The following is a 23475-nucleotide window of genomic DNA, read 5'->3' as shown; positions in this document are numbered from 1 at the left end:
GCCAATGGGGGCGCACTCGCTTCTGCTTTGGCTTACGACAGTTGGGAAGAATTCTAATGGCCACGATCAATTCCACTAGCTTCAGCGGCGATACGCTCGAGATCATTGCCTTCCGCCTGCATGATCAGGAATTCTGCGTCAAGACCACGACCATCCGCGAAATCCGCGGCTGGGCGCCGTCGACGCCGATCCCGCATGCGCCGGCCGATGTCATCGGCGTCATGAACCTGCGCGGCTCGGTCATTCCGATTATCGATCTCGCCTACAAGCTCGGCATGAAGAGCACCGTCGCCAACGAGCGCAGCGCCATCGTCGTTGCCGAAGTTCACAGCATGGTCATCGGCATGCTCGTCGACCGCGTCTCGGATATCCTCACCATCTCCTCCAGCCAGGTCCAGCCGGTGCCCGAGGTGACCGCCTCCTTCGACCGCGCCTATTGCGAAGGCATCATCGCGTCGGAAAACGGCATGATCTGCTTCCTGAACCTCTCCAAGATGTTCAAGGAAAACGAAACGGACGACCTGGCAGCCTGATCGGCCAGCAGAATTCGCCCACCGAGAACCGCCCGTCCGGGCGGTTTTTTATTTGCGCACGGCCAATCTTCGGATGCGGCAATACATTCTTGACGCCATCTCCAGCGGGCTCACCGGCGCGGCATCTCGTTTCACGCGTCGTCAGGACGCACGGCGCTGCCGCGGCAGGCACCGAGAGCTGGGAAGAGTTCTGATCCCAAGCTGCATCACGTTGAACGACCCGCATCCTATAAAATCGATTCCGGCAATTACGCCGTAGGACCAAGATAAAGCGCGCCGTCGGATACCGCCTCGGCGCGCTTCGATCGGTTATCCGAACAGCGCGAAGGTCGCCCGCAGCGTCACCCATACACCCCAGAGCAGCGGAATGCCGACGACCGCCCAGGCTAGCGCCGCCTTGGCGTCGAGCCCGCCGGTGCCGATGCCGAAGGAGCCTGTCGGACCGGCATTGACGGCCGCCGACTTTGCCTGCAATGCCGCGACCTCGTCATCCCTCATGAACCACTTGTCCGGGAGCGGCCTGACAAACGCATTGGCGATGAGGCCGAGCGCCAACATGCCGGCGAGGATATACATGGTGCCGGTATAGAGGGTCGGACCGGGTGCGACGCCGGCGACGATCTGCGCTTCGCGGATATAGTTCACGACGACAGGGCCGACGATGCCGGCCGTTGCCCAGGCGGTCAGCAGCCGGCCATGGATGGCGCCGACGAACTGCGTGCCGAAGATATCGGCGAGATAGGCCGGGATGGTCGCAAAGCCGCCGCCATACATCGACAGGATAATGCCGAAGGCGAGAACGAACAGCGCCTTGTTGCCGATGCCGGCGAAGGTCGGCGCCAGCGCATAGAGCACGATGCCGATGATGAAGAAGCTGTAGTAAGTATTTTTGCGGCCGATCTTGTCGGAGAGCGACGCCCAGAAGAACCGTCCGCCGATATTGAAGAGCGACAGCAGGCCGGCGAAACCGGCGGCGATCGTCGCGATCGATGCCTTCTGCCCGGCATCGAGCTGCGCAAAGCCCACGTCAGGCAGGCCGATCAGCGAGCCGGCGAAGATCTCCTGCAGCATCGGCGAGGCCATCCCGATGACGCCGATACCGGCCGAAACGTTGAGGCAAAGCACGGCCCAGATCAGCCAGAACTGCTTGGTCTTGTGGGCGTCGCGCAGATGCACGTGTTTGGTGGTGATCATCGTGCTCTTGGCCGCCGGCGGCGTCCAGCCTTCCGGGCGCCAGCCGGCCGGCGGGATGCGGTAACCGAAGGCGCCGCCCATCATGAAGACAAAATAAATCGCCGCCATGACGATGAAGGTCTGCCAGACGCCAACCGACGTGTCGGTCTTGAAGGCATTCATCAGCAGATTGGCAAGCGGAGCGCCGATCATCGCGCCGCCGCCGAAGCCCATGATCGCCATGCCGGTCGCCATGCCGCGCCGGTCGGGAAACCATTTGATCAGCGTCGAAACCGGAGAGATGTAACCGAGGCCAAGACCGATGCCGCCGATGACGCCGGCGCCGAGCCACATCAACCACAGCTGATGGGTGATGACGCCGACGGCGGCAAGCACAATGCCGCCGCACCAGCAGCAGGCGGAAACGACGCCCGCTTTGCGCGGACCGGCCCGCTCGAGCCAGCCGCCCCAGATGGCGGCCGACGAGCCGAGCAGAACGAAGAACAGCGTATAGATCCAACCGAGGTCAGCAACCCGCCAGTCGCAGGTCGTGGTGAACAACGCCGAGGCGAGCGTCAGATCGGGGCAAGCGGTCGACGCCGTAATCCCCAGCGACTTCGACAGCGGCAGCCAGAACACGCTGAAACCATAGGCCATGCCGATGCAGAGATGGATGGCCAATGCGGCCGGTGGCACCAGCCATCTGTTGAAACCGGGCCTGGCCACGATCCTTTCGCGATCGAGCAGGCCTGAGCCCGCCACCGCTCCATCTGTACGTGTTTCCGCTGCAGTCATGAACAACTCCTCCTTGTTTCAGACCTTGCTGTGATTGGAGCGCCACCTGTCTTTTCAGGAGCGCAAAGGACGCTATAAAACTTTGAATTTCCGCCTGGATTATATTTAAATCGATTTAAATTTTGAGGGTAGTGAATGCGAAAGGCAGCATGCTGCTGCCTCCGCCGGCATAAGCCAGTTGGATTACCGGATCTGGTGTGCTTCCGCCTCCGGTTTGCGGATCATGGGAGCGGCCTGCCGCACGAGCGCATCCAGGCCGTTTTCCTCCTTTTCCAAAATTTCGAACAATTGCCGCCGCATACGCGGCTCCCAGAATTTGTTGATATGATTGGCGACCCCCGCAGCGGCCTCGCTGGCCGGCTGGCTCTTGAAGAAAGTGGCGATCTGGTTTGCCATATAGACGAGTTTGGTCTTGGTATCATGCGACATCGGCGATGCTTCCGGGCGAGATGCGGTGCGGGTGGGTGAAAATCTCGAAGTCCTCGCCGCGCACCAGGGCGACGAGCGTCATGCCGGCTTTTTCGGCCGTGCGGATGGCGAGAGCCGTCGGCGCCGAAATGGCGACAAGCACCGGGCTACCAAGGATTGCCGCCTTCTGCACCATCTCGACCGAAAGCCGGCTGGTGACGACGACGGCGCCGTCATCGCCGCTTTCGCCGCAGCCGATGACGGCGCCGCAAAGCTTGTCCAGCGCATTGTGCCGGCCGACATCTTCGCGCACGGCAATCAGACCTCTGCCGGGAATATAGAAGGCGGCGCCATGCACCGCCCGCGTCTCGCGATGCAGCGGCTGCGCCTCGTTCAGAAGCAAAACGGCGCGAACGATATCGGCATGCGAGAGCGACAGCGGTGACGTCGAGACATCCGGCACCGGCCGCACCGCCTGTTCGATCGATTCGATGCCGCAGAGCCCGCAGCCGACCGGCCCCGCCATGCTGCGGCGCCGCGCCCGCAGCCGATCGGCGACGTCGTCGACAAGGCTGACCTGCACGTCGATCCCCTGCTCGCCCGCAACGACTTCAATGCCCGATATCTCCGCCCGCTCAGCGATGATCCCTTCGGTCAGGCTGAAGCCGACGGCAAAATCTTCGAGATCGGCGGGCGTCGCCATCATCACCGCATGCGAGCTGCCGCCATAGGAAAAGGCGATCGGCACTTCTTCCGGCACGATACGAGAGCCGCTGTGCATCAGGCCGTTGCGGCGGGCGGTTTCGGGGGCGTGGGCGGTGGTGGGGAAAGTCACGATGCGCGCTCCCCCTTCTCCCCAGCGGGGGTCCGAAGGACGGGGCGAGACCCGCGGCTCGACCCCGGGCGATACGCATCGGGGCAGATGAGGGGGTGAGCGACGATAGGAGCGAACGAACGAGCCGCAGCGAGTTCGCATTTGCCTAGCCGCCCCCTCATCCGCCCTTCGGGCACCTTCTCCCCGAGGGGAGAAGGGGAAGCCTCGCCGACGCCAGCCCACTCCCCCATCGTCACTCCGCAGCCTCGAGCTTGCCGGCGATGCGGCGCGATTGCCGTGCCTGCTCGTCATATTCCATCTGCCAGTCGCTCGGCCCGTTGGAAGGCGAGACCTGCACCGCCGTCACCTTGTATTCCGGGCAGTTCGTCGCCCAGTCGGAAAAGTCGGTGGTGATGACGTTCGCCTGCGTATTGGGATGATGGAAGGTCGTATAGACGACGCCGGGCGCCACACGATCGGTGATCAGCGCCCGGAGCGTCGTGTCGCCAGAGCGGCTCATGAGCTTCACCCAGTCGCCGTCGCGGACGCCGCGCTGTTCGGCATCGTGCGGATGAATTTCCAGCCGGTCCTCCGCATGCCAGACGACATTCTCGGTGCGGCGCGTCTGCGCCCCGACATTGTACTGGCTGAGGATGCGGCCGGTGGTGAGCAGCAGCGGGAAGCGCGGACCGGTGCGTTCGTCGGTCGCCACATATTCGGTGCGGATGAACTTGCCCTTGCCGCGCACGAAGCCGCCGACATGCATGATCGGCGAGCCGAGCGGGTTCTTCTCGTTGCAGGGCCACTGCACCGAGCCCAACTTGTCGAGATAATCGTAGGAAACCAGGGCGAAACTCGGTGTCGTCGCCGCGATCTCGTCCATGATCTCCGACGGATGGCTGTAGTTCCAGTCGAGCCCCATGGTCTGGGCGAGCTTCTGCGTCACCTCCCAGTCGCCATAACCGTTGCGCGGCGTCATCACCTTGCGCACGCGATTGATGCGGCGCTCGGCATTGGTGAAGGTGCCGTCCTTCTCGAGGAAGGTCGAGCCCGGCAGAAACACATGGGCGTAATTGGCGGTCTCGTTGAGGAACAGGTCCTGAACGACGACGCATTCCATCGCCGCCAGCCCGGCCGCGACATGTTTGGTGTCGGGATCGGACTGGAGAATATCCTCCCCCTGGACGTAGAGGCCCTTGAAGGAACCATCAACCGCCGCATCCAGCATGTTGGGAATGCGCAGGCCCGGCTCGTTGTCGAGCTTCACACCCCAGAGCTTTTCGAAGATGTCTCGTGTCGCATCGTCGGAAATATGCCGGTAGCCCGGCAGCTCGTGCGGGAAGGAGCCCATGTCGCAGGAGCCTTGCACGTTGTTCTGGCCGCGCAGCGGATTCACGCCGACGCCGGGACGGCCGATATTGCCGGTCGCCATCGCCAGATTGGCGATCGCGATGACCGTGGTCGAACCCTGGCTGTGTTCGGTGACGCCGAGACCGTAATAGATCGCGCCGTTGCCGCCCTTGGCATAGAGCCTTGCCGCGCCGCGCAAATCCGCCGCCGGAACGCCGGTGAAGATCTCGGTCTCTTCGGGGCTGTGCGCCGGTTCGGCGACGAAGGCCGCCCAGTCCTCGAATTCCGACCAGTCGCAGCGCTCGCGGATGAAGGTCTCGTCATAGAGGCCTTCGGTGACGATCACATGTGCCAGCGCCGTCATGACGGCCACATTGGTGCCGGGCTTCAGCGGCAGGTGGTAGGAAGCCTCGATATGCGGCGACCGCACGATATCGGTGCGGCGCGGATCGATGACGATGAGCTTGGCCCCCTGGCGCAGCCGCTTCTTCAGCCGCGAAGCGAACACCGGATGGCCGTCGGTCGGGTTGGCGCCGATGATAACGACGACATCGGACTGTTCGACGCTGTCGAAATTCTGCGTGCCGGCCGAGGTGCCAAATGTCTGGCCGAGGCCGTAGCCGGTCGGCGAGTGGCAGACGCGGGCGCAGGTATCGACATTGTTGTTGCCGAAACCGGCGCGGACCAGCTTCTGCACCAGATAGGTTTCCTCATTGGTGCAGCGCGACGAGGTGATGCCGCCGATCGCCTCGCGGCCATACTGGTACTGGATGCGGCGGAACTCCGACGCCACATGTGCGAAGGCCTCGTCCCAGCTCACCTCGCGCCAGGGATCGCTGACCTTTTCGCGAATCATCGGGTTGAGGATGCGATCCTTATGGTTGGAATAGCCGTAAGCGAAGCGACCCTTGACACAGGAATGGCCGCGATTGGCCTGGCCGTCCTTCCAGGGCACCATGCGCACCAGCTCCTCGCCGCGCATTTCCGCCTTGAAGGAACAGCCGACGCCACAATAGGCGCAGGTGGTGATGGCCGAATGCTCGGGCTGGCCGATCGCAATCACCGACTTCTCGGTCAGCGTCGCCGTCGGGCAGGCCTGGACGCAGGCGCCGCAGGAGACACATTCGGAATCGATGAAGGCTTCATGCGCACCCGATGACACCTTGGAGCCGAAACCGCGCCCCTCGATCGTCAGCGCGAAGGTGCCTTGCACCTCCTCGCAGGCGCGCACACAGCGCGAACAGACGATGCACTTGGAGGGGTCAAAGGTGAAATAGGGATTGGACTCGTCCTTCGGCGTCCATTTCAGATTGATCTCGCCATTGTTGCGCGCCCTGACATGGTTGTCGCCGTCATAGCCGTAGCGCACGTCGCGCAGGCCGACGGCGCCCGCCATGTCCTGCAATTCGCAATCGCCGTTGGCAGCACAGGTCAGACAGTCGAGCGGGTGGTCGGAAATATAGAGTTCCATCACGCCGCGGCGGACGTCCTTCAGCCGATCCGTCTGCGTGCGTACCACCATGTTGGCCGCCACCGGCGTCGTGCAGGAGGCCGGCAGGCCGGCCCGGCCCTCGATCTCGACGAGACAGAGCCGGCAGGAACCGAAGGCATCGATCATGTCGGTGGCGCAGAGCTTCGGCACCTCGATGCCGGCCTCCATCGAGGCGCGCATGATCGACGTGCCCTCCGGCACGCTGATCTGCTGCCCGTCGATGGTCAGCGTCACCATGGTTTCCGATTTCGAAGCGGGAGTGCCGTAGTCGATTTCATGGATGAGAGACATGGTCGGCCTCCTGTATGGACGTGGAAATGAGCAATTGGGAGGAAGTTAACAGGTGGAAAGTCATCACTCAGCCGCCTCCGCAATCGGCGCCGGCGAAAAATCCTCCGGGAAATGCGTCATCGCGCTCATGACGGGATAGGGCATGAATCCGCCGAGGGCGCAGAGCGAGCCGAATTTCATCGTATTGCAGAGATCGGCCAGCAGCGCCCGGTTCTTCTCCGGCTCGATGCCATGGGCGATCTTGTCGGCCGTCTCGACGCCGCGCGTCGAGCCGATGCGGCAAGGCGTGCACTTGCCGCAGCTTTCGACGGCGCAGAACTCCATGGCGAAACGCGCCTGCTTCAGCATATCGGCGGTGTCGTCGAAGACGACGATGCCGGCATGGCCGATCAGCCCGTCCCGGGCGGCGAAGGATTCGTAATCGAACGGCGTGTCGAACAGGGCCCGCGGGAAATAGGCCCCAAGCGGCCCGCCGACCTGCACGGCCTTGACCGGCCGTCCCGTCGCCGTACCGCCGCCGATCCTGTCGACGATATCGCCGAGCGAAAGACCGAAGGCTGTTTCGTAAAGACCGCCATATCTGATATTGCCGGCGATCTGCAGCGGGATGGTGCCGCGCGAGCGGCCCATGCCGAAATCGCGATAGAAGGCGGCGCCCTTCTCCATGATCACGGGCACGGAAGCGAGCGAGATCACGTTGTTGATGACGGTCGGACAGTCGAACAGTCCCTTATGCGCCGGCAGCGGCGGCTTGGCGCGCACGACGCCGCGCTTGCCTTCGAGGCTGTTCAAAAGGGCCGTCTCCTCGCCGCAGACATAGGCGCCGGCGCCGGTGCGCACTTCGATATCGAAGGCGCGGCCCGAGCCGAGCACCGACGGGCCGAGGATCCCGGCCTGTCGCGCGATGGCGACGGCCTCGCTCATCGCAGCGATCGCATGCGGATATTCCGACCGCGTGTAGACGAAGCCCTTCGTGGCGCCGGTCGCAAGTCCTGATATCGCCATGCCTTCGATCAGCACGAAGGGATCGCCCTCCATGATCATCCGGTCGGCAAAGGTGCCGCTGTCGCCCTCATCGGCATTGCAGACGATATATTTGCGGTCGCCGGCCGCATCGAGAACGGTCTTCCATTTGATGCCCGTGGGGAAACCTGCGCCGCCGCGTCCACGCAGGCCGGAATCGGTGACTTCCTTGACGATTTCGGCGGGCGCCATCGAAACGGCGCGGCGGAGGCCGGCAAGGCCGCCATGCGCCTCGTAATCCGAAAGCGAGAGCGGATCGATGACGCCGCAGCGGGCGAAGGTCAGGCGGGTCTGTTGCTTCAGGAACGGGAGGTCTTCAACCTCCCCGAGACAGAGCGGGTGATCGCCGCCATTGGCAATGCCGGCGTCGAAAAGACCGGACACATCCTTTGCCTTCACCGGTCCGTAGCCGATGCGCTTGCCGGCAAGCTCGACCTCGACCAGCGGCTCCAGCCAGAACATTCCGCGCGAGCCGTTGCGCACGATCTCGGCATCGAGGCCGCGGGCGACGATCTCCTGGGCAATCGCCTTTGCCACCTTTTCGGCCCCGAGCGCCAGCGCAGCGGCATCGCGCGGAACATATATCTTGACTGTCATCGGCGCGCCTCCGCAACGAGTTCCGTCGCCATCTGATCGTCGACCCGGCCATACACCTCGCCATCGAGCATCGCCGACGGGCCGCAGGCGCAGAGCCCGAGGCAGTAGACCGCCTCCAGCGTCACGCTGCCGTCGAGCGTCGTCTGGTGAAAATCGATGCCGAGCAGCGCCTTGATGCGCTCGGCCAGCGCGTCGCCGCCCATCGACTGACAGGCCTCGGCGCGACAGAGCTTCAGCACATGCCGCCCGGCGGGGTGGTCGCGATAATCGTGATAAAAGCTCATCACGCCATGCACCTCGGCGCGCGAAAGGTTCAGTTCCTCCGCGATCACGGGCAGGGCTTGCTGCGGCACATAACCGAATTCCTGCTGAACTTGATGCAGAATGGGAAGCAGCGGCCCTTCAAGGAAGCGAAGGTCGGCGACAATGGAACGCGTGCGTGCTGCGATATCGCCTTCGGCGATATGAATGGTCATAAGGCAGCCCTCCCAGCCGCTGGCTCGTTGCGGAATGGCGCCCTCCCCAGCGAGGCCATCCCACACGCAGCATCTCAAGGAAGCCGGCGACGATCAATAAAGCTATCTTGTGGATTGATAGGTTTTTCCTATCAGAGCTCTTCATCCTGCACGAGCACTCGCGCTTCATGCAGCAAGGCCGACACGAGCGGCGTGAAGGGCTCGCGATAGGGCGCGACGAGGCCGACCAGATGGTGGGCCTCCGGTTCAACGATCGGAATCATGCGGATTTCTATTGGGAATCCAAATGATTTCGCGACATTGCGCGGCATGATGCTTGCCCAGCGCCCGGTTCTGACATGCGAGAACAGCACGATCATCGAATTGGATTCGAGGGTTGGATGCACCGTCGCGCCGGCTTCCGTCAGGTGCCGATTGATGATGCGTCGGTTCTGCATGTCGGCGGTCAATAGACAAAGCCGAAGATCGCCGACCTCCTTCCAGGTCACCTTGTCGCGATCAGACAGCGGGCTGCCCGCAGCCGTGATCAGATGATAGCGCTCGGCATAGAGGGGAACACTGGTGACACGGCCGAGCGGCTCATTTTCAAGGTAGGTGATACCGGCGTCGATCTCGAGATTTTCGAGCATGCTCAGCACCTGCAGCGAATTGCGCGAGACGATCGAGAAGGTCACGCCCGGATGTCGTTCCTGAAAGGGCGTGGTGATGCGCGACAGCATGGCGAGCGCCGTCGGAATGGCGGCGAGGCGAATGTGGCCGGAAAGACCGCGCCGCGCCGCGCGCATTTCCTCGCGCATGGTGCGGGCATCGCCGACGATGCGCCGCGCCCATTCGAGCACGCGCTGCCCCTCCGGCGTCAGCCCCTGAAACCGCGACCCGCGCTGCACCAGCATGACGCCGAGCTGATCCTCCAGCTGGCGGATGGCGGCCGAGAGCGTCGGCTGCGAAATCCCGCATTCCTCCGCAGCGCGGCCGAAATGCTTTTCATTGGCAAGGGCGATGAAGAATTCCAGCTTGTCGATCATCCGGTCTCCCGACCCGGCATGATATCATCCGGATCCAGCCCATCTTCTGCGCGGCAGCCGCCGCGCGACCCGACATGCTTTAACCGCTTTCGGCAGCCGGAAAAAGATCGAACAGCGATTCGAGGAAGGCAAGCACGCTGAGATTGCCGATGCTGTAATAGACCAGCCTGCCCTGACGGCGCGTATTGACCAGCCCTTCGAGCCTCAGACGCGCGAGTTGCTGCGAGACCATTGCCTGTTGTATGCCGAGAATATTCTCGATTTCACCCACTGTCCGCTCCTCATTCGCGAGGATGCAGAGGATGAGAAGTCGGCTCTGATGCGCCAGCGCCTTCAGCAGATCGCTCGCTTCATGGGCTTTTGCAGCGAGTTTGTGCAATTCCTGGCCGGTCATCCCCGGCTCCGGTATAGGCAACGGCATTCGGCATCTCGGAAGGGAAGCAAAAGGTAGATCAGCACAATAGCATATTCGCACAAGCGAATTCGTCAAATGTGATGAAATGCCAAAAAAGGTCCAAGTAAATCAGCAGATAAGCTGACCGCCGTTGATCTCGAGGACTTGGCCCGTAATGTATCCGGAGAGCGAAGAAGACGCCAGGAACAGATAGGCGGGAGCGCAATCCTCGGCCGTGCCGAGCCGTTGCAGGGGAATGGATTTTCGCGTCTGCTCCAGCTTTTCGCGGGAGGAATAGCGCTCATGGAAATCCGTCTCGATCGTTCCCGGCGAGACGCAATTGACCCGGATGCCATCCGGCGCCAGCTCACGGGCAAGCGCCTTGGAATAGGTGGAAACGAAGGCTTTCGAGGCCGAATAGACCGAAGAACCGGGACTGCCGCCAGTCAGCGCTGAAATCGAAACCGTGTTGACGATAGCCGCGCCTTCGGCCGCCTTCAATGCCGGCAACAGCGCCCGGGTCAGCGCCACCACCGACGTCTGGTTCAGCCGCACGATCGCTTCATAATCCGCGTCGGTCAGCGTCGCGGCCGGAAAACGGCCGAGCATGGTGCCGGCATTGTTGACGAGCACATGCACCTTGTCGAAGAAGGCGAGAGCGTCCTCTGCAAATTGCGCAGCGCCGCCGACCGCGGTGAAATCGGCGTTGAGCAACAGCGCCCGTCTTTCCGATTCAGCCGTCAGCAGGAAATCCGGCAGATCCCGTCCCGGTTTGCGCCCGGTATGGACGATCACCTTCGCGCCGCAGTCCAGGAACTGCCGGGCCACCTCGAGGCCGATGCCCCGCCCGGCGCCGGTGACGACGACATTGCGATTTTCGAATAGTCTCGGATGGAACACGAAGCCGTCCTCCTCGCGGACGATGCCGCCGGTTGCGTCATTCGCCCTTAACATATGCGCGCGCCGGCCGAAAGAAAGGCACGCATCGATCTTTCCGCGCAGGAGAGAGCTCCGGGAGGCTCAGCTTTCGTTCCCGCTCTCCAGAAGCCGCGCACCCGGCCCTTCCTCGCCAAGCCGATCGCAGGGATTGCGCAAGGGGCAGCTGTCGATCGACAGACAGCCGCAGCCGATGCAGCCGGTCAGACGGTCTCGCAGCAGGCTGAGCCGTCTGATTCGCTCGTCGAGTTCATTCTTCCAGCGCGCCGACAGCGTCTGCCAGTCAGCAACCGTCGGCGTGCGCCCCTGCGGCAGGGAGGCAAACGCCGTCTGGATTTCCGAAAGCGGAATGCCGACACGTTGCGCCACCTTGATGATGCCGAGCCGGCGAAGCACGTCACGTCCGTAACGCCGCTGATTGCCGCGCGTGCGGATGCTGGAGATCAGCCCCTTGGCCTCATAGAAATGCAATGCCGAGACGGCAAGACCGCTGCGTTCCGCCACTTCGCCGACCGTCAAAAGCCTGCCGAGCGGCGTAACGGTGATCGTATCCATCGCCTCTTGACCTCAATATTAGTTGAGGTTTTATAACGCCTGCTCCCCCGGGCGTAAAGCCCAGGTGCAGGAAGGAGCGACAGTCAGATCACCCGGTCGATAGCGGACTGAAATCATGGCGCCGGCATTTGCCACCCTCGCCACGGCCGCGTCCTGCCGATATATCCGCCTGAGACGAGCTCGGGTTCCGTTCCCGGCAGGTACGGAACCTCGGAAAACACCCGGGCAGGACTCCGCCCGGGTGTTTTTTCGCGTCCGCGGTTCCGTTCCGACCCGGCGGACGGATGTGTGATTTTGCGGTTGCGGTAAGAAAACCCCGATGATAGTTTTCGCTGAAATAACAGGGGAGCTCCGTGTCGCCGGGGCTGAGATGAGAAGCGCAAGCCTCCGGACCCTTCAAAGCTGATCTGGGTAATGCCAGCGGAGCGAGGTTCAGATGTTTTCCGGCGCACAAGTGTCACCCTTTCCGATATCCGGCAGGCTGGCCGGCACCATTCCCGATGTCTTCGACAGGTTTGCGCATCTGCGGCGCCGCGCGACTTTTCAAGCGCGCCAAGGGCGCCGCGGCACTTTGAATCGCTGCATGATTTTGTCCTTGGATCGATTCCGACCTGAAGAATCATGCAGCCGGACGAAAGCCTGAAATCGACGCTGATGACATCGCCACCACCATCGGATTCGCGCCTTGCCGCGCTCGGTGCCGCCCTCTACCGGGCGACCCCCGCCCTGCTCGCCGGTTTTGCTTTTCTGGCCGCATGGGAACTTTATGTCGATCTCTCCGGCATCAAACCGTCCATCCTGCCGGCGCCTTCGCGCATCCTGACCCAGGGCTGGCTGAACCGCGAAGCGTTGATATCAAACACTTGGCCGACGCTCGGCGCCACACTCGGCGGCTTCGCCCTGTCGCTCGCCTTCGCTTTCGTCTCGTCGATCCTGATGGATTTCATGCCCTTCATGCGCCGGGCATTGCTGCCGATCTTCATTGCGAGCCAGACCCTGCCGCTGGTGGCGATCGCGCCCCTCGTCGTCCTCTGGTTCGGTTTCGGCCTGTTGCCGAAGATATTGCTGGTTGCGCTCGTCACCTTCTTCCCGCTGCTCGTCGCTTTGCTGCAGGGTTATGAGGCAACCGACCGCGACATCGCTGAACTCTTGAACTCGATGAAGGCAAGCCGCTGGCGCATTTTCCGCCTGGCCCGGCTTCCCTCCTCGCTGCCCTATTTCTTCGCCGGCCTCAGGATCTCGATCACCTATGCCGTCGTCGGCGCGATCTTTGCCGAATATGCGGGAGCCGCACGCGGCCTCGGCATCTATATCCTCAACGCCAAGAACAATTTCCGGCCGGATCTCGTCCTCGCCGCCGTCGTCGTCAGCGCCGTACTGACACTCTGCCTCTTCGGAGTGACGCTGATGATCGAGCGCCTCGTCATGCCCTGGCAACCGTCCGGGGAGCGCCGCCGATGACCGATGAACTGGTCGAACTGCGCAAGATTTCGAAATCCTTCGACGGCATGCAGGTGCTCGGCGACATTTCGCTCGCTGTCGCAAGCGGCGAGTTCGTCTCGATCGTCGGCCCCTCCGGCTCCGGAAAGTCGACGGTACTCCGACTGCTGACCCAGGCGCTTCGACCCGATTCAGGCGCCTTGCTCTTCAAGGGCGCCCCGCTGGAACAGGCACCGCATTCCTTTGCCTTCATGCCGCAACGCGACGCGCTGATGCCCTGGCGCCGGATCATCGACAATGCCGCACTCGGCCTGGAGGTGGGCGGCATGAGCCGTCGCGCCGCCCGCGCCACCGTGGCGCCGCTGTTCGAGCATTTCGGCCTTGCCGGCTTCGAACACCATTATCCCGCCGAGCTCTCCGGCGGCATGCGCCAGCGCGCCGCGCTGTTGCGCACCGTCGTCCAGAGCCAGGACATGCTGCTGCTCGACGAGCCTTTCGGCGCGCTGGACGCGCTGACGCGCACGCAGATCCAGGAATGGCTGCAGGGCATGTGGACGCAACATCGCTGGACGGCCTTGTTGATCACCCACGACGTTCGCGAGGCGGTGTTCCTCTCCGACCGGATCTACGTGCTATCGGCGCGCCCGGCGCGTATCATCCGCCAATTCCGCGTTCCCCTGCCCCGCCCGAGAAGCATCGCCGATCTCGGCTCGCCGGCGGCCCAGGCGATCGAGACCGAAATCCTGCAAACCCTGCTTCATCCGCTAGAACAGGATGATTTTAGGCCGGTCGGCCTAAATCAGAATCCTGTTCCAATTTAAAGAGTTAGAGCATGATGTCGTCCGAAAACCGCTCACACTTTTCGGCATCATGCTCTAGAGACCTGAGGAGGTCACCATGCTGCTTCTCACCCGTCGACAGACGATCCTCGCCGCCCTGGCGACAAGCCTCGCCGGCCGCACCGCCTTCGCCCAGTCAGCGCCGGCAAAGGTTCGCATTGCGCTCGACTGGACGCCCAACACCAACCATATCGGCATCTATGTCGCCAAGGCGAAGGGCTTCTATGCCGCCGCCGGTCTCGACGTCGAAATTCTACCCTTTACCGACACCAGCGCCGGCACGCTGGTGTCGAACGGGGTCGCCGATTTCGGCATCAGCAGCGAGATCGAGGCCATGACGCAGCGCGCCGGCGGCGGTGACGTGAAGATGGTCTACGGCGTCGTCCAGACCGAAACCGCGCGTCTGATCTATAAGGCCGGACGCGACGACATCAAAAGCCCTAAAGATCTCGACGGCAAGACCTATGGCGGCTTTGGCGGCACCTGGGAGAGCGCTCTGATCTCCGCGATGATCCGCAATGACGGCGGCACGGGCGACGTCAAGACCGTCACCCTCGGCACTTCCGCCTACGAGGCGCTGGACAATGGCTCGGTCGATTTCACGCTGGAGATCTACACCTGGGAAGGCATCGCCGCCGAGCTGGAAAACCGCAAGCTCGGCCGCTTCCACTATTCCGATTATGGCATTCCCGACGAGCAGACGACCGTCATCGTTTCCAGCGACGCCTATCTTGCGGTGAGTCGGGAACACGCCCGCGCCTTCATCCAGGCCACGCGCCAGGGTTATGCCTATTCCGTCGACCATCCTGACGAAGCCTGCGACCTGCTGATTTCCAACAGCAATGGCGCACTGATGAATACGGAACTGGTAAAAGCGTCCCAGAAGGCATTGATCGACGGGCATTTCCTCAAATCCGAGGCCGGCGTGATCGGCACAATCGACCCGGCGAAGGCCGATGCCATCGGCGCCTTCCTGCTCGAGAACGGCATCCTGGTCGATGCGAATGGCGCAGCACTCAAGGAGAAGCCGGACTTTTCCACCTATTATACCAACGAACTCCTCGGCTGAACGCCGCCCCGGCCTTGCCCGCGGCGGCGTTCCGCGGCAAGTTTCGGATCGGGACAGTTTGAGCCGGATCGGGCAGGGTGGGGAATAACATGCGACCACAGGAGAGACTGGCCGGAGCGGACTTTCTGCGCGCGACGGCCTGCCTGCTGGTGCTTGCTCATCATCTCGCGCTCCGGCTGGATATGCGCCGAATTCCCGATGAATTGGCGTCGACGGCGCACATCCTCCGCTTCGGCAATTTCGGCGTCGCCATTTTCTTCGTGCTCAGCGGCTTTCTTCTGGCCCGTCCCTTCTGGCGCGCGCTCGATGACGGCAGCGACATGCCGAGCCTCGGGACCTACGCCATCCGCAGGGCGGCGCGCATCGCCCCCGGCTTCTGGGTCGCCGCCACCGTCAGCTTCGTTGTCAGCCTGACGCTGCTTGCCGCGCCGCTGACACCGGAGCTTGCGCTTCGCTACATCTCCGGAATGCTGTTCATGAGCCAATGGCATTGGCGCACGTTTTTCCCTGTCGAAGCCAACGGACCGCTCTGGTCCATCCCCTTCGAGGTCACCAGCTATGTGCTCCTGCCCGCCTGCTTTCTCCTGCTGTTTCCCCTGCCGCGGCTGCGGCAGCGCCGGTTGCTGGCCCGTTCCGCCTGGCTCTGCGTCATTGCCGTCGTCCTCATTGCCCATCTGGCAATCCTGAGGCTCTTCGCGCTCGACGACATCGAGCGCGGCTGGGCCTATGGCCTGCAGGGCGGGGCGAAGGAATGGATGCCCAATTACAATCCGATCGGCTTCTTCGCGGTCTTCGCGCTCGGCGCGCTTGCCGCCGGCATCGACGTCATGCTGCCTGCAAGGCGCTCCTTCTGGTTCGATGCCGCAGCGCTTCTCGCTTTTGCCATTGCCGGCTACCGCCTCGCCATATCGCCCGGCGGTTCGGCCGAGGCTTACGGCTGGCTCGACATACCTTACGGATTTCCGGTTTTTCCGCTGGCGATCGCAGCCGCGCTCGTATCGCTCTGCCATTCGCATCGCCTGGGCAGGCTGCTCGACAACGCTCCCGTCCGCTACGTCGCCAAGATCTCGTTCGGCATTTATATCTGGCAGGAGATCATCCTGACATTGATCCAGAGACTCGATCCCGGTTCGTTCGGCGCCTCCTCGGACAATGTCGTCACCGGCTGGCTGCAATCCTGCGGGCTGACGGTGGCGCTCGTCCTTCTGGTGGCAAGTCTCAGCTATCACCTGCTTGAACGACCGGCGATCGACTTGGGAAACCGTCTGACATCGCACTCACCCGATCGGGCTACTCCTTTTAAAGTATAATTTCGTTTCCACTTCAACTACAGGCATTAAGGTTAACAGGGAATACTCCCATTTTTGGTGTCTTTAGGGTTAGCAATTTCCTATTTATCCCGATGACAAACCTTACGTGAGCATGTATTTGTCTCCCTACAGTTCAGTATTGCATCTAAACTTACGGGCCTTGCGTAATGAATGCTTTTACTTCGAAGACGAATTCACGCTTCGATCCGTCTCAGCGTCAGATCAAAATCAGGACCCTGGTCATCGCGAACTCCAACATTCGCCAGCCGGAGAGCTTTTCCAATGGCGAAGGAAAGGCGGCGCTGCGACTGGCCGTGAAACGGCTGATCGACATCGTCATCTCGGCCAACGCCCTCCTCGTGCTGGCGCCGCTTTTTCTGGCGATCGCTCTTTTCATCAAGCTCGACGATGGCGGTCCGGTGTTCTTCCGCCAGATCCGCTGGGGGCTGAACGGCCGGAAGATCAACGTCTTCAAATTCCGCTCGATGCGGGCGGAAGCTTGCGATCCCAGCGGCGTCCAGCAGACCGTCAAGGGCGACGCCAGGATGACCGGCATCGGCGCAATGCTCCGCAGGACCAATATCGACGAACTGCCGCAACTGCTGAACGTCCTCAGGGGCGAGATGTCGCTGGTCGGCCCACGCTGCCATGCTATCAACATGCGCGCAGCCGGCAGGCTCTACGAGGAAGTGGTGCCGAACTACCACCATCGACACATCATGCGCCCCGGCATCACCGGCCTCGCGCAAACACGCGGCTGGCGCGGCCCGACGACACGGCCGCTGGAAGCCCGGGCCCGCATCGCCTGTGATATCTATTATGTCAGGAATTTCAGCCTGCTGCTCGACCTGAAGATCCTGTTCAAGACACTGATCATCGAGCTGCGCGGCGGCACCGGCTTCTGAGACGCTGCGGCAAAACAGCGGCTGCATAATCCGTCAGCAGCGCAGGCCGCTCCGAAAGATTGTGGCGCGCTTTTGAAGTTTTCCCTGATCTGATTGAAGCCGTCTGTTTTCTCAACCGAAACAGCCGGCCGCGTTCGTTTGAAGCCGCACGACAACGCTGTTTTCCGTATCCAAGGAAGACGACAGACACAAAAAAAGCGGCCATTGAGGCCGCCTTTCAATGAAGCTGTCGTTACCCGGTCAGTCCTGCTGGACGATGCCGCGCAGATGCGTCAGTTCCATGATGAAATGCTCGAGCTTCGACTTGTGCTCGTGCAGCTCGGCATGTTCGAGCTCCTTGCGGGCGGCCTCGATACGACGGGTCAGCTCGTCCTTGTGGAGTTCCTCGACCGGAACGGCGGATTCGGCAAGCAAAGTGCAGCCTGTCGGCAGGATATCGGCAAACCCGCCGAACACGACATAATCCTGCTTCTTGCCGGAAGCCGAACGTACGCTCACCACACCCGGCTTGATCGTCGTCATCGTCGGCGCGTGGTGCGCCATGACGGTCATTTCGCCCTCGGTCGCGGGAATGACGACCTCTGTCACCATCTCCGACAGCAGCAGACGCTCCGGCGAAACGAGCTCAAAGTTGAAATTGTCAGCCATCAGTGACTTACCTTCTCGGCTATGGCTTTTGCATCTTGCAATTTGGTCCCGCAGAACGGGCAGTGCATTATCGCCTGGTCGAGATATCCGAGGCCTTCCTCGGTCTGAACCAACCCCACGACCATCATGATCACGCCGTTGTCGGCACGGTAGACGGTAGGTGCTGCCGGTTCCGGAAGTTCCGCCACGACCCCTTTCAGGGAGTCGCAGCAGAATATCTCGTCCTGAGCATCGCTCATCAGGCAGCAGCGAGCTTCTTGGCCTTCTCGACAGCTTCGTCCATCGATCCGACCATGTAGAAGGCGGCTTCCGGCAGGTGGTCGTATTCGCCGTTGACGAGACCCTTGAAGCCCTTGATCGTGTCTTCGAGGGCGACGAGCTTGCCCGGCGAACCGGTGAAGACTTCGGCGACGAAGAACGGCTGCGACAGGAAGCGCTCGATCTTGCGGGCGCGGGCAACGGCGATCTTGTCCTCTTCGGATAGTTCGTCCATGCCGAGGATGGCGATGATGTCCTGCAGGGCCTTGTAGCGCTGCAGCGTCGACTGAACCTTACGGGCCACTTCGTAATGCTCTTCGCCGACAACCATCGGGTCGAGCATGCGCGAGGTGGAGTCGAGCGGATCGACGGCCGGGTAGATGCCCTTTTCAGCGATCGAACGCGACAGAACCGTCGTTGCGTCAAGGTGGGCGAACGAGGTTGCCGGCGCCGGGTCGGTCAAGTCGTCGGCCGGAACGTAAATGGCCTGGACCGAGGTGATCGAGCCGGTTGTCGTCGTGGTGATGCGCTCCTGCATCTGGCCCATGTCGGTTGCGAGCGTCGGCTGATAGCCGACCGCCGACGGGATACGGCCGAGCAGAGCCGACACTTCGGAACCGGCCTGCGTGAAGCGGAAGATGTTGTCGACGAAGAACAGAACGTCCTGGCCCTGGTCGCGGAAGTGTTCGGCGACCGTCAGGCCGGTCAGGGCGACGCGGGCGCGCGCACCCGGCGGCTCGTTCATCTGACCGTAAACGAGCGCAGCCTTCGAGCCTTCGCCACCGCCATGCTTGTTGACGTTCGATTCGATCATTTCATGGTAAAGGTCGTTGCCTTCGCGGGTGCGTTCACCGACGCCTGCGAAAACCGAGTAACCACCATGCGCCTTGGCGACGTTGTTGATCAGTTCCATGATCAGAACGGTCTTGCCGACGCCGGCACCGCCGAAGAGGCCGATCTTGCCACCGCGTGCATACGGGGCGAGAAGGTCGACGACCTTGATGCCGGTAACGAGGATCTGCGCTTCCGTCGACTGGTCGACATAGGCAGGCGCATCCTGGTGGATGGCGCGCTTGTGAGCGGTGACCAGCGGACCTGCTTCGTCGACCGGCTCGCCGATGACGTTCATGATACGGCCGAGCGTCTCGTTGCCGACGGGAACCATGATCGGAGCGCCGGTATCGGTAACCAACTGGCCGCGAACGAGACCTTCGCTCGAGTCCATGGCGATCGTGCGAACTTCGTTTTCACCCAGATGCTGGGCGACTTCGAGAACCAGACGGTTGCCGTTATTGTCGGTTTCGAGCGCGTTCAAAATCGCCGGCAGTTCGCCTTCGAAAGCAACGTCGACGACGGCGCCGATAACCTGGGTGACTTTGCCGACAGAGCGGGTAGCTGCCTCAGCCATATTCTTACCCTCTTTCCCTAACTCAGAGCGCTTCCGCGCCCGAAATGATTTCAATCAGTTCCTTGGTGATCTGAGCCTGACGCTGACGGTTGTAGCTAAGCGTCAGCTTGTTGATCATCTCACCGGCATTGCGCGTCGCATTGTCCATGGCGCTCATCTTGGCGCCCATCTCGCCCGCGACGTTCTCAAGGAGAGCACGGAAGATCTGGACGGAGATGTTGCGCGGGATCAGATCGTCGAGGATCGACGCCGGATCCGGCTCGTATTCGTAGACGGCGCCGGCATGGGCGGCATCTTCGGCAGCGGCTTCCGGAGCCTTGGCCGGGATGAGCTGCTGCGCGGTCGGAACCTGGCTGATCACCGACTTGAACTCGGAGTAGAACAGCGTGCAGACGTCGAACTCGCCGGCCGAAAACATCTCGATGATGCGCTTGCCGATCTGGTCGGCATTTTCGAAACCGATCTTCTTGACGTCGCGCAGCTCCTTGCGCTCGATGATCAGCGGCGCAAATTCGCGGCGAAGGATGTCGTAACCCTTCTTGCCGACGGTGAAGATCTTCACCGTCTTGCCCTCGGCAAGCAGTTTGCGGACATGATCGCGCGCAAAGCGGGCGATCTGCGAGTTGAAGCCGCCGCAAAGACCGCGCTCGGCCGTGCAGACCACCAGCAGATGGACCTTGTCCTGGCCGGTGCCGGTCATCAGCGCCGGTGCGCCATCCGCATCGGTGACGGCCTTGGCGATGTTCGCCAGAACCGCACCCATGCGCTGCGAATAGGGCCGGGCGGCCTCGGCCGCCTCCTGCGCACGCCGAAGCTTCGCCGCGGCGACCATTTTCATCGCCTTGGTGATCTTCTGCGTCGCCTTGACGGAGGCGATCCGGTTTTTCAGATCCTTAAGTGAAGGCATCCGTGATCCGTCCTAACTTAGGGCCTGATTACGAGAAAGACTTTGCGAAGCTATCGAGAGCAGCGGTGAGCTTGCCCTTGGTATCGTCGCTGATTGCCTTTTCCGTGCGGATCGCGTCGAGGATGGCGGAGCCTTCCGAACGCAGATAGGAGAGGAAGCCCTGCTCGAACTTGCCGACCGAAGCGACCGGCAGCTTGTCGAGATAGCCGTTGACGCCGGCGAAGATCACCGCGACCTGCTCTTCCGTCTTCAGCGGCGAGAACTGCGGCTGCTTCAGGAGTTCGGTCAGGCGTGCGCCGCGGTTCAAGAGGCGCTGCGTCGCAGCGTCGAGGTCCGAACCGAACTGGGCGAAGGCGGCCATTTCGCGATACTGGGCGAGTTCGCCCTTGATCGAGCCGGCAACCTGCTTCATCGCCTTGATCTGCGCCGACGAACCGACGCGGGAAACCGAGAGACCAACGTTCACGGCCGGGCGGATGCCCTGATAGAACAGGTCGGTTTCAAGGAAGATCTGACCGTCGGTGATCGAGATCACGTTGGTCGGAATGAAGGCCGACACGTCGTTGCCCTGCGTTTCGATGACCGGCAGAGCCGTCAGCGAGCCGGCGCCCTTGTCGTCGTTCATCTTCGCAGCACGCTCGAGCAGGCGCGAATGCAGGTAGAAAACGTCGCCCGGATAAGCTTCGCGGCCCGGCGGGCGGCGCAGCAGCAGCGACATCTGGCGGTAGGACACGGCCTGCTTGGACAGGTCGTCATAGCCGATCAGCGCATGCATGCCGTTGTCGCGGAAATATTCGCCCATGGCGCAGCCGGCAAACGGAGCCAGGAACTGCATCGGCGCCGGGTCGGAAGCCGTGGCGGCAACGATGATCGAGTACTTCAGTGCGCCGCGCTCTTCGAGAACCTTGACGAACTGGGCAACGGTCGAGCGCTTCTGGCCGACGGCGACGTAGACGCAGTAAAGCTTCTCACCTTCCGGACCGCTCTCGTGAATGGCCTTCTGGTTGAGGAAGGCATCGAGCAGGATGGCGGTCTTGCCGGTCTGGCGGTCGCCGATGACGAGCTCGCGCTGGCCGCGGCCGACCGGGATCAGCGCGTCGATGGCCTTGAGGCCGGTCGACATCGGCTCATGAACCGATTTGCGCGGAATGATGCCGGGCGCCTTGACGTCGACGCGCGAACGGCGGGTCGCATTGATCGGGCCCTTGCCGTCGATCGGATTGCCGAGCGCGTCGACGACGCGGCCGAGCAGTTCCGGACCGACCGGAACGTCGACGATGGCGCCGGTCCGCTTGACGGTGTCGCCTTCCTTGATGTCGCGGTCGGAGCCGAAAATAACGACACCGACGTTGTCGGATTCAAGGTTCAGGGCCATGCCGCGGATGCCGCCGGGGAACTCGACCATTTCACCAGCCTGGACATTGTCCAGACCGTAAACGCGAGCGATACCGTCACCGACGGAGAGAACCTGGCCGACTTCCGAGACTTCTGCCTCTTTGCCGAAATTTTTGATCTGGTCTTTGAGAATTGCGGAAATTTCCGCGGCGCGGATATCCATCAGCCAACCTCTTTCAATGCGAGCTTAAGGGTAGAGAGTTTGGTACGAAGAGACGTATCAATCTGACGGGACCCGACCTTCACGATCAGACCACCAAGAATTGACGGATCAACCGTGACTGAAATCGTCACGTCTTTGCCGGTGACGCTCTTGAGTGCCGCCTTCAATTCGGTTTCCTGCGCCTGGGAGAGCGCATGCGCCGAGGTGACCTCGGCGGAGATTTCACCGCGATGATTCGCGGCGATGAGGCGGAAGGCCCTGATCATGCCCGGCAGGGCAAACAGGCGGCGATTGCGCGCCACGACCTTCAGAAAATTGGCGAAGAAGCCGCTGATGCCAGCTCTCTCGCTGATGGCGACAATCGCCTTCAGCTGGTCTTCAGCGGAAAAAACCGGGCTTGCGACGAAGCGCTTCAGTTCGGCGCTCTCATCCAGCATCGCCTGGAAACGGTCGAGATCGGCGGTGACGCTGTCGACGGCGCCCTGTTCGAGCGCCAGCTCGAAAAGCGACGAGGCATAGCGCTCGGCAACACCAGAAGTAAGCTGGGACGTGTCTGCCACTGGCACAAATTTCCCTGATTTCAATCCAAAATCCGGCTCTCGGCGGGCGCCGAACCTATGATCTTGAATTCGTTTTGATTTCCCCCAGAAATCACAAGAGAAGCCTCTTGCTTCTTCCGAAATTCGGGGTCCGTCTAACATAGGATGTTCGGACTCGCAACACGCGTAATGCCCGAATACGCCTTTCACATGAATTTCTGTTCGCAAAATTGCGCAATGGCCTGAAAGCGGGCCGCGCAAGCCGCCGCCGGCGGCGAAAATTATGCCTGGAAGAAGCCGAAAACATACAGCAGCGGCAATGCCGCGATAATCGCCTGCACAACCAGAAGTAAATAGTTGAGGTAAGTACTCCCCTTATCTGACAGGATGGAGACGATGCGGGCAAACGCGGCCATGGCGAACGCTGCGCCGAAGGCGGTATAAATCATCGGCTGAGCCAGCATGATAGCAGCGAGGCCAAGACCGAGATAGAAGCCGCCCATCGATCGGACCTCGCTGAAACCTTCAGGCCGCTCGCCGCGCGGCGCCAGACCGAAGACCCTCATCGCAAGGCCGGGCGCAAACATGATGACGAAGCCGGCAAAGGCCGTGAAGGCGGCTGCGCCGAAGGCAAGCTGCTCGCCAAATTCCGTCGGAAACTCAAATTCCATGCCTCGACCCCAAATCACCCGCTGATTCTGTGTTTATGCCATGATCGGCCGGATCCGGAAA

Annotated in this window: 22 protein-coding genes, 1 pseudogene and 1 riboswitch; of the genes and pseudogenes, 6 read left to right on the top strand and 17 right to left on the bottom strand. The window is 61.9% G+C overall.

Annotated elements, in window-relative coordinates:
- The first annotated feature begins 56 nt into the window (after positions 1-56).
- A complete protein-coding gene (locus tag CO671_RS11385) occupies positions 57-533 on the top strand; it encodes a chemotaxis protein CheW (RefSeq protein ID WP_011427049.1) in 477 nt (158 codons plus the stop codon).
- A gap of 309 nt (positions 534-842) precedes the next feature.
- Here the strand turns inward: CO671_RS11385 and CO671_RS11380 are convergent, their stop codons facing one another.
- From CO671_RS11380 to soxR, 10 genes are all read right to left on the bottom strand, one after another.
- Positions 843-2501, bottom strand: a complete 1659-nt coding sequence (locus CO671_RS11380) for an OFA family MFS transporter (RefSeq protein ID WP_097605981.1) — start codon at positions 2499-2501, stop codon at positions 843-845.
- A 183-nt stretch (positions 2502-2684) separates the two neighbouring features.
- Entirely contained in the window at positions 2685-2930 is a 246-nt protein-coding gene (locus CO671_RS11375; RefSeq protein WP_097605980.1) for a formate dehydrogenase subunit delta, read from the bottom strand.
- The gene (fdhD, locus tag CO671_RS11370; RefSeq protein ID WP_097605979.1) at positions 2920-3744 is read right to left on the bottom strand and encodes a formate dehydrogenase accessory sulfurtransferase FdhD; all 825 of its coding nucleotides are present in this window, start codon (positions 3742-3744) and stop codon (positions 2920-2922) included. Before fdhD ends, CO671_RS11375 begins: the two co-directional genes overlap by 11 nt.
- 232 nt (positions 3745-3976) lie before the next feature.
- Positions 3977-6856: a formate dehydrogenase subunit alpha gene (gene fdhF, locus CO671_RS11360; protein WP_097605977.1), complete on the bottom strand. Its 2880-nt coding sequence runs from the start codon at positions 6854-6856 to the stop codon at positions 3977-3979.
- Between the two features lie 63 nt (positions 6857-6919).
- Positions 6920-8476: an NADH-quinone oxidoreductase subunit NuoF gene (locus CO671_RS11355; protein WP_097605976.1), complete on the bottom strand. Its 1557-nt coding sequence runs from the start codon at positions 8474-8476 to the stop codon at positions 6920-6922.
- Positions 8473-8952, bottom strand: a complete 480-nt coding sequence (locus CO671_RS11350) for a formate dehydrogenase subunit gamma (protein ID WP_097580631.1) — start codon at positions 8950-8952, stop codon at positions 8473-8475. The genes CO671_RS11355 and CO671_RS11350 overlap by 4 nt, the downstream gene beginning before the upstream one ends.
- Before the next feature lie 131 nt (positions 8953-9083).
- Positions 9084-9977: a LysR family transcriptional regulator gene (locus tag CO671_RS11345; protein ID WP_097605975.1), complete on the bottom strand. Its 894-nt coding sequence runs from the start codon at positions 9975-9977 to the stop codon at positions 9084-9086.
- A 79-nt stretch (positions 9978-10056) separates the two neighbouring features.
- Complete coding sequence (locus tag CO671_RS11340; protein WP_097605974.1) at positions 10057-10398, bottom strand: metalloregulator ArsR/SmtB family transcription factor; 342 nt, start codon at positions 10396-10398, stop codon at positions 10057-10059.
- A 102-nt stretch (positions 10399-10500) separates the two neighbouring features.
- A complete protein-coding gene (locus CO671_RS11335; protein ID WP_097606009.1) occupies positions 10501-11271 on the bottom strand; it encodes an SDR family oxidoreductase in 771 nt (256 codons plus the stop codon).
- Positions 11272-11391: 120 nt separating this feature from the next.
- Complete coding sequence (gene soxR / locus CO671_RS11330; protein WP_097605973.1) at positions 11392-11862, bottom strand: redox-sensitive transcriptional activator SoxR; 471 nt, start codon at positions 11860-11862, stop codon at positions 11392-11394.
- A gap of 332 nt (positions 11863-12194) precedes the next feature.
- Positions 12195-12308, top strand: a riboswitch (TPP riboswitch).
- Positions 12309-12516: 208 nt separating this feature from the next.
- Between soxR and CO671_RS11325 the strand changes: the two genes are divergently transcribed.
- The 5 genes and pseudogenes from CO671_RS11325 (at position 12517) to CO671_RS11305 (ending at position 17425) form a co-directional block, all read left to right on the top strand.
- Positions 12517-13323 (top strand): ABC transporter permease, encoded by an 807-nt coding sequence (locus CO671_RS11325; RefSeq protein ID WP_097606008.1) that lies wholly within the window; start codon positions 12517-12519, stop codon positions 13321-13323.
- Positions 13320-14131 (top strand): annotated as a pseudogene (locus tag CO671_RS11320) (ABC transporter ATP-binding protein). The gene CO671_RS11325 and the pseudogene CO671_RS11320 overlap by 4 nt, the downstream one beginning before the upstream one ends.
- Positions 14132-14199: 68 nt before the next feature.
- The gene (locus tag CO671_RS11315; RefSeq protein WP_097605971.1) at positions 14200-15210 is read left to right on the top strand and encodes an ABC transporter substrate-binding protein; all 1011 of its coding nucleotides are present in this window, start codon (positions 14200-14202) and stop codon (positions 15208-15210) included.
- 89 nt (positions 15211-15299) lie between these two features.
- A complete protein-coding gene (locus CO671_RS11310; RefSeq protein WP_097605970.1) occupies positions 15300-16520 on the top strand; it encodes an acyltransferase in 1221 nt (406 codons plus the stop codon).
- Between the two features lie 167 nt (positions 16521-16687).
- Positions 16688-17425, top strand: a complete 738-nt coding sequence (locus CO671_RS11305; protein ID WP_097605969.1) for a sugar transferase — start codon at positions 16688-16690, stop codon at positions 17423-17425.
- A 240-nt stretch (positions 17426-17665) separates the two neighbouring features.
- On the opposite strand, the gene CO671_RS11300 is transcribed toward CO671_RS11305, so the two are convergent.
- The 7 genes from CO671_RS11300 to CO671_RS11270 form a co-directional block, all read right to left on the bottom strand.
- Positions 17666-18073 (bottom strand): F0F1 ATP synthase subunit epsilon, encoded by a 408-nt coding sequence (locus CO671_RS11300; protein ID WP_010053653.1) that lies wholly within the window; start codon positions 18071-18073, stop codon positions 17666-17668.
- Positions 18073-18312, bottom strand: a complete 240-nt coding sequence (locus CO671_RS11295) for a hypothetical protein (RefSeq protein ID WP_097605968.1) — start codon at positions 18310-18312, stop codon at positions 18073-18075. The genes CO671_RS11300 and CO671_RS11295 overlap by 1 nt, the downstream gene beginning before the upstream one ends.
- On the bottom strand, positions 18312-19739 hold the full coding sequence (atpD, locus tag CO671_RS11290) for a F0F1 ATP synthase subunit beta (protein ID WP_097605967.1): 1428 nt from the start codon (positions 19737-19739) through the stop codon (positions 18312-18314). Before atpD ends, CO671_RS11295 begins: the two co-directional genes overlap by 1 nt.
- Before the next feature lie 22 nt (positions 19740-19761).
- A complete protein-coding gene (locus CO671_RS11285) occupies positions 19762-20646 on the bottom strand; it encodes a F0F1 ATP synthase subunit gamma (RefSeq protein ID WP_097605966.1) in 885 nt (294 codons plus the stop codon).
- Between the two features lie 28 nt (positions 20647-20674).
- A complete protein-coding gene (gene atpA / locus CO671_RS11280) occupies positions 20675-22204 on the bottom strand; it encodes a F0F1 ATP synthase subunit alpha (RefSeq protein WP_097605965.1) in 1530 nt (509 codons plus the stop codon).
- Complete coding sequence (locus CO671_RS11275; protein ID WP_170964966.1) at positions 22204-22770, bottom strand: F0F1 ATP synthase subunit delta; 567 nt, start codon at positions 22768-22770, stop codon at positions 22204-22206. Before CO671_RS11275 ends, atpA begins: the two co-directional genes overlap by 1 nt.
- A 254-nt stretch (positions 22771-23024) precedes the next feature.
- Positions 23025-23414: a hypothetical protein gene (locus CO671_RS11270; RefSeq protein ID WP_010026651.1), complete on the bottom strand. Its 390-nt coding sequence runs from the start codon at positions 23412-23414 to the stop codon at positions 23025-23027.
- Between the last annotated feature and the right edge of the window lie 61 nt (positions 23415-23475).

The organism is Rhizobium sp. M10 (genome assembly GCF_002531955.1).
GTDB classification, from domain to species: Bacteria; Pseudomonadota; Alphaproteobacteria; order Rhizobiales; family Rhizobiaceae; genus Rhizobium; species Rhizobium etli_C.
This window is presented reverse-complemented; position numbering and strand designations above follow the sequence as displayed.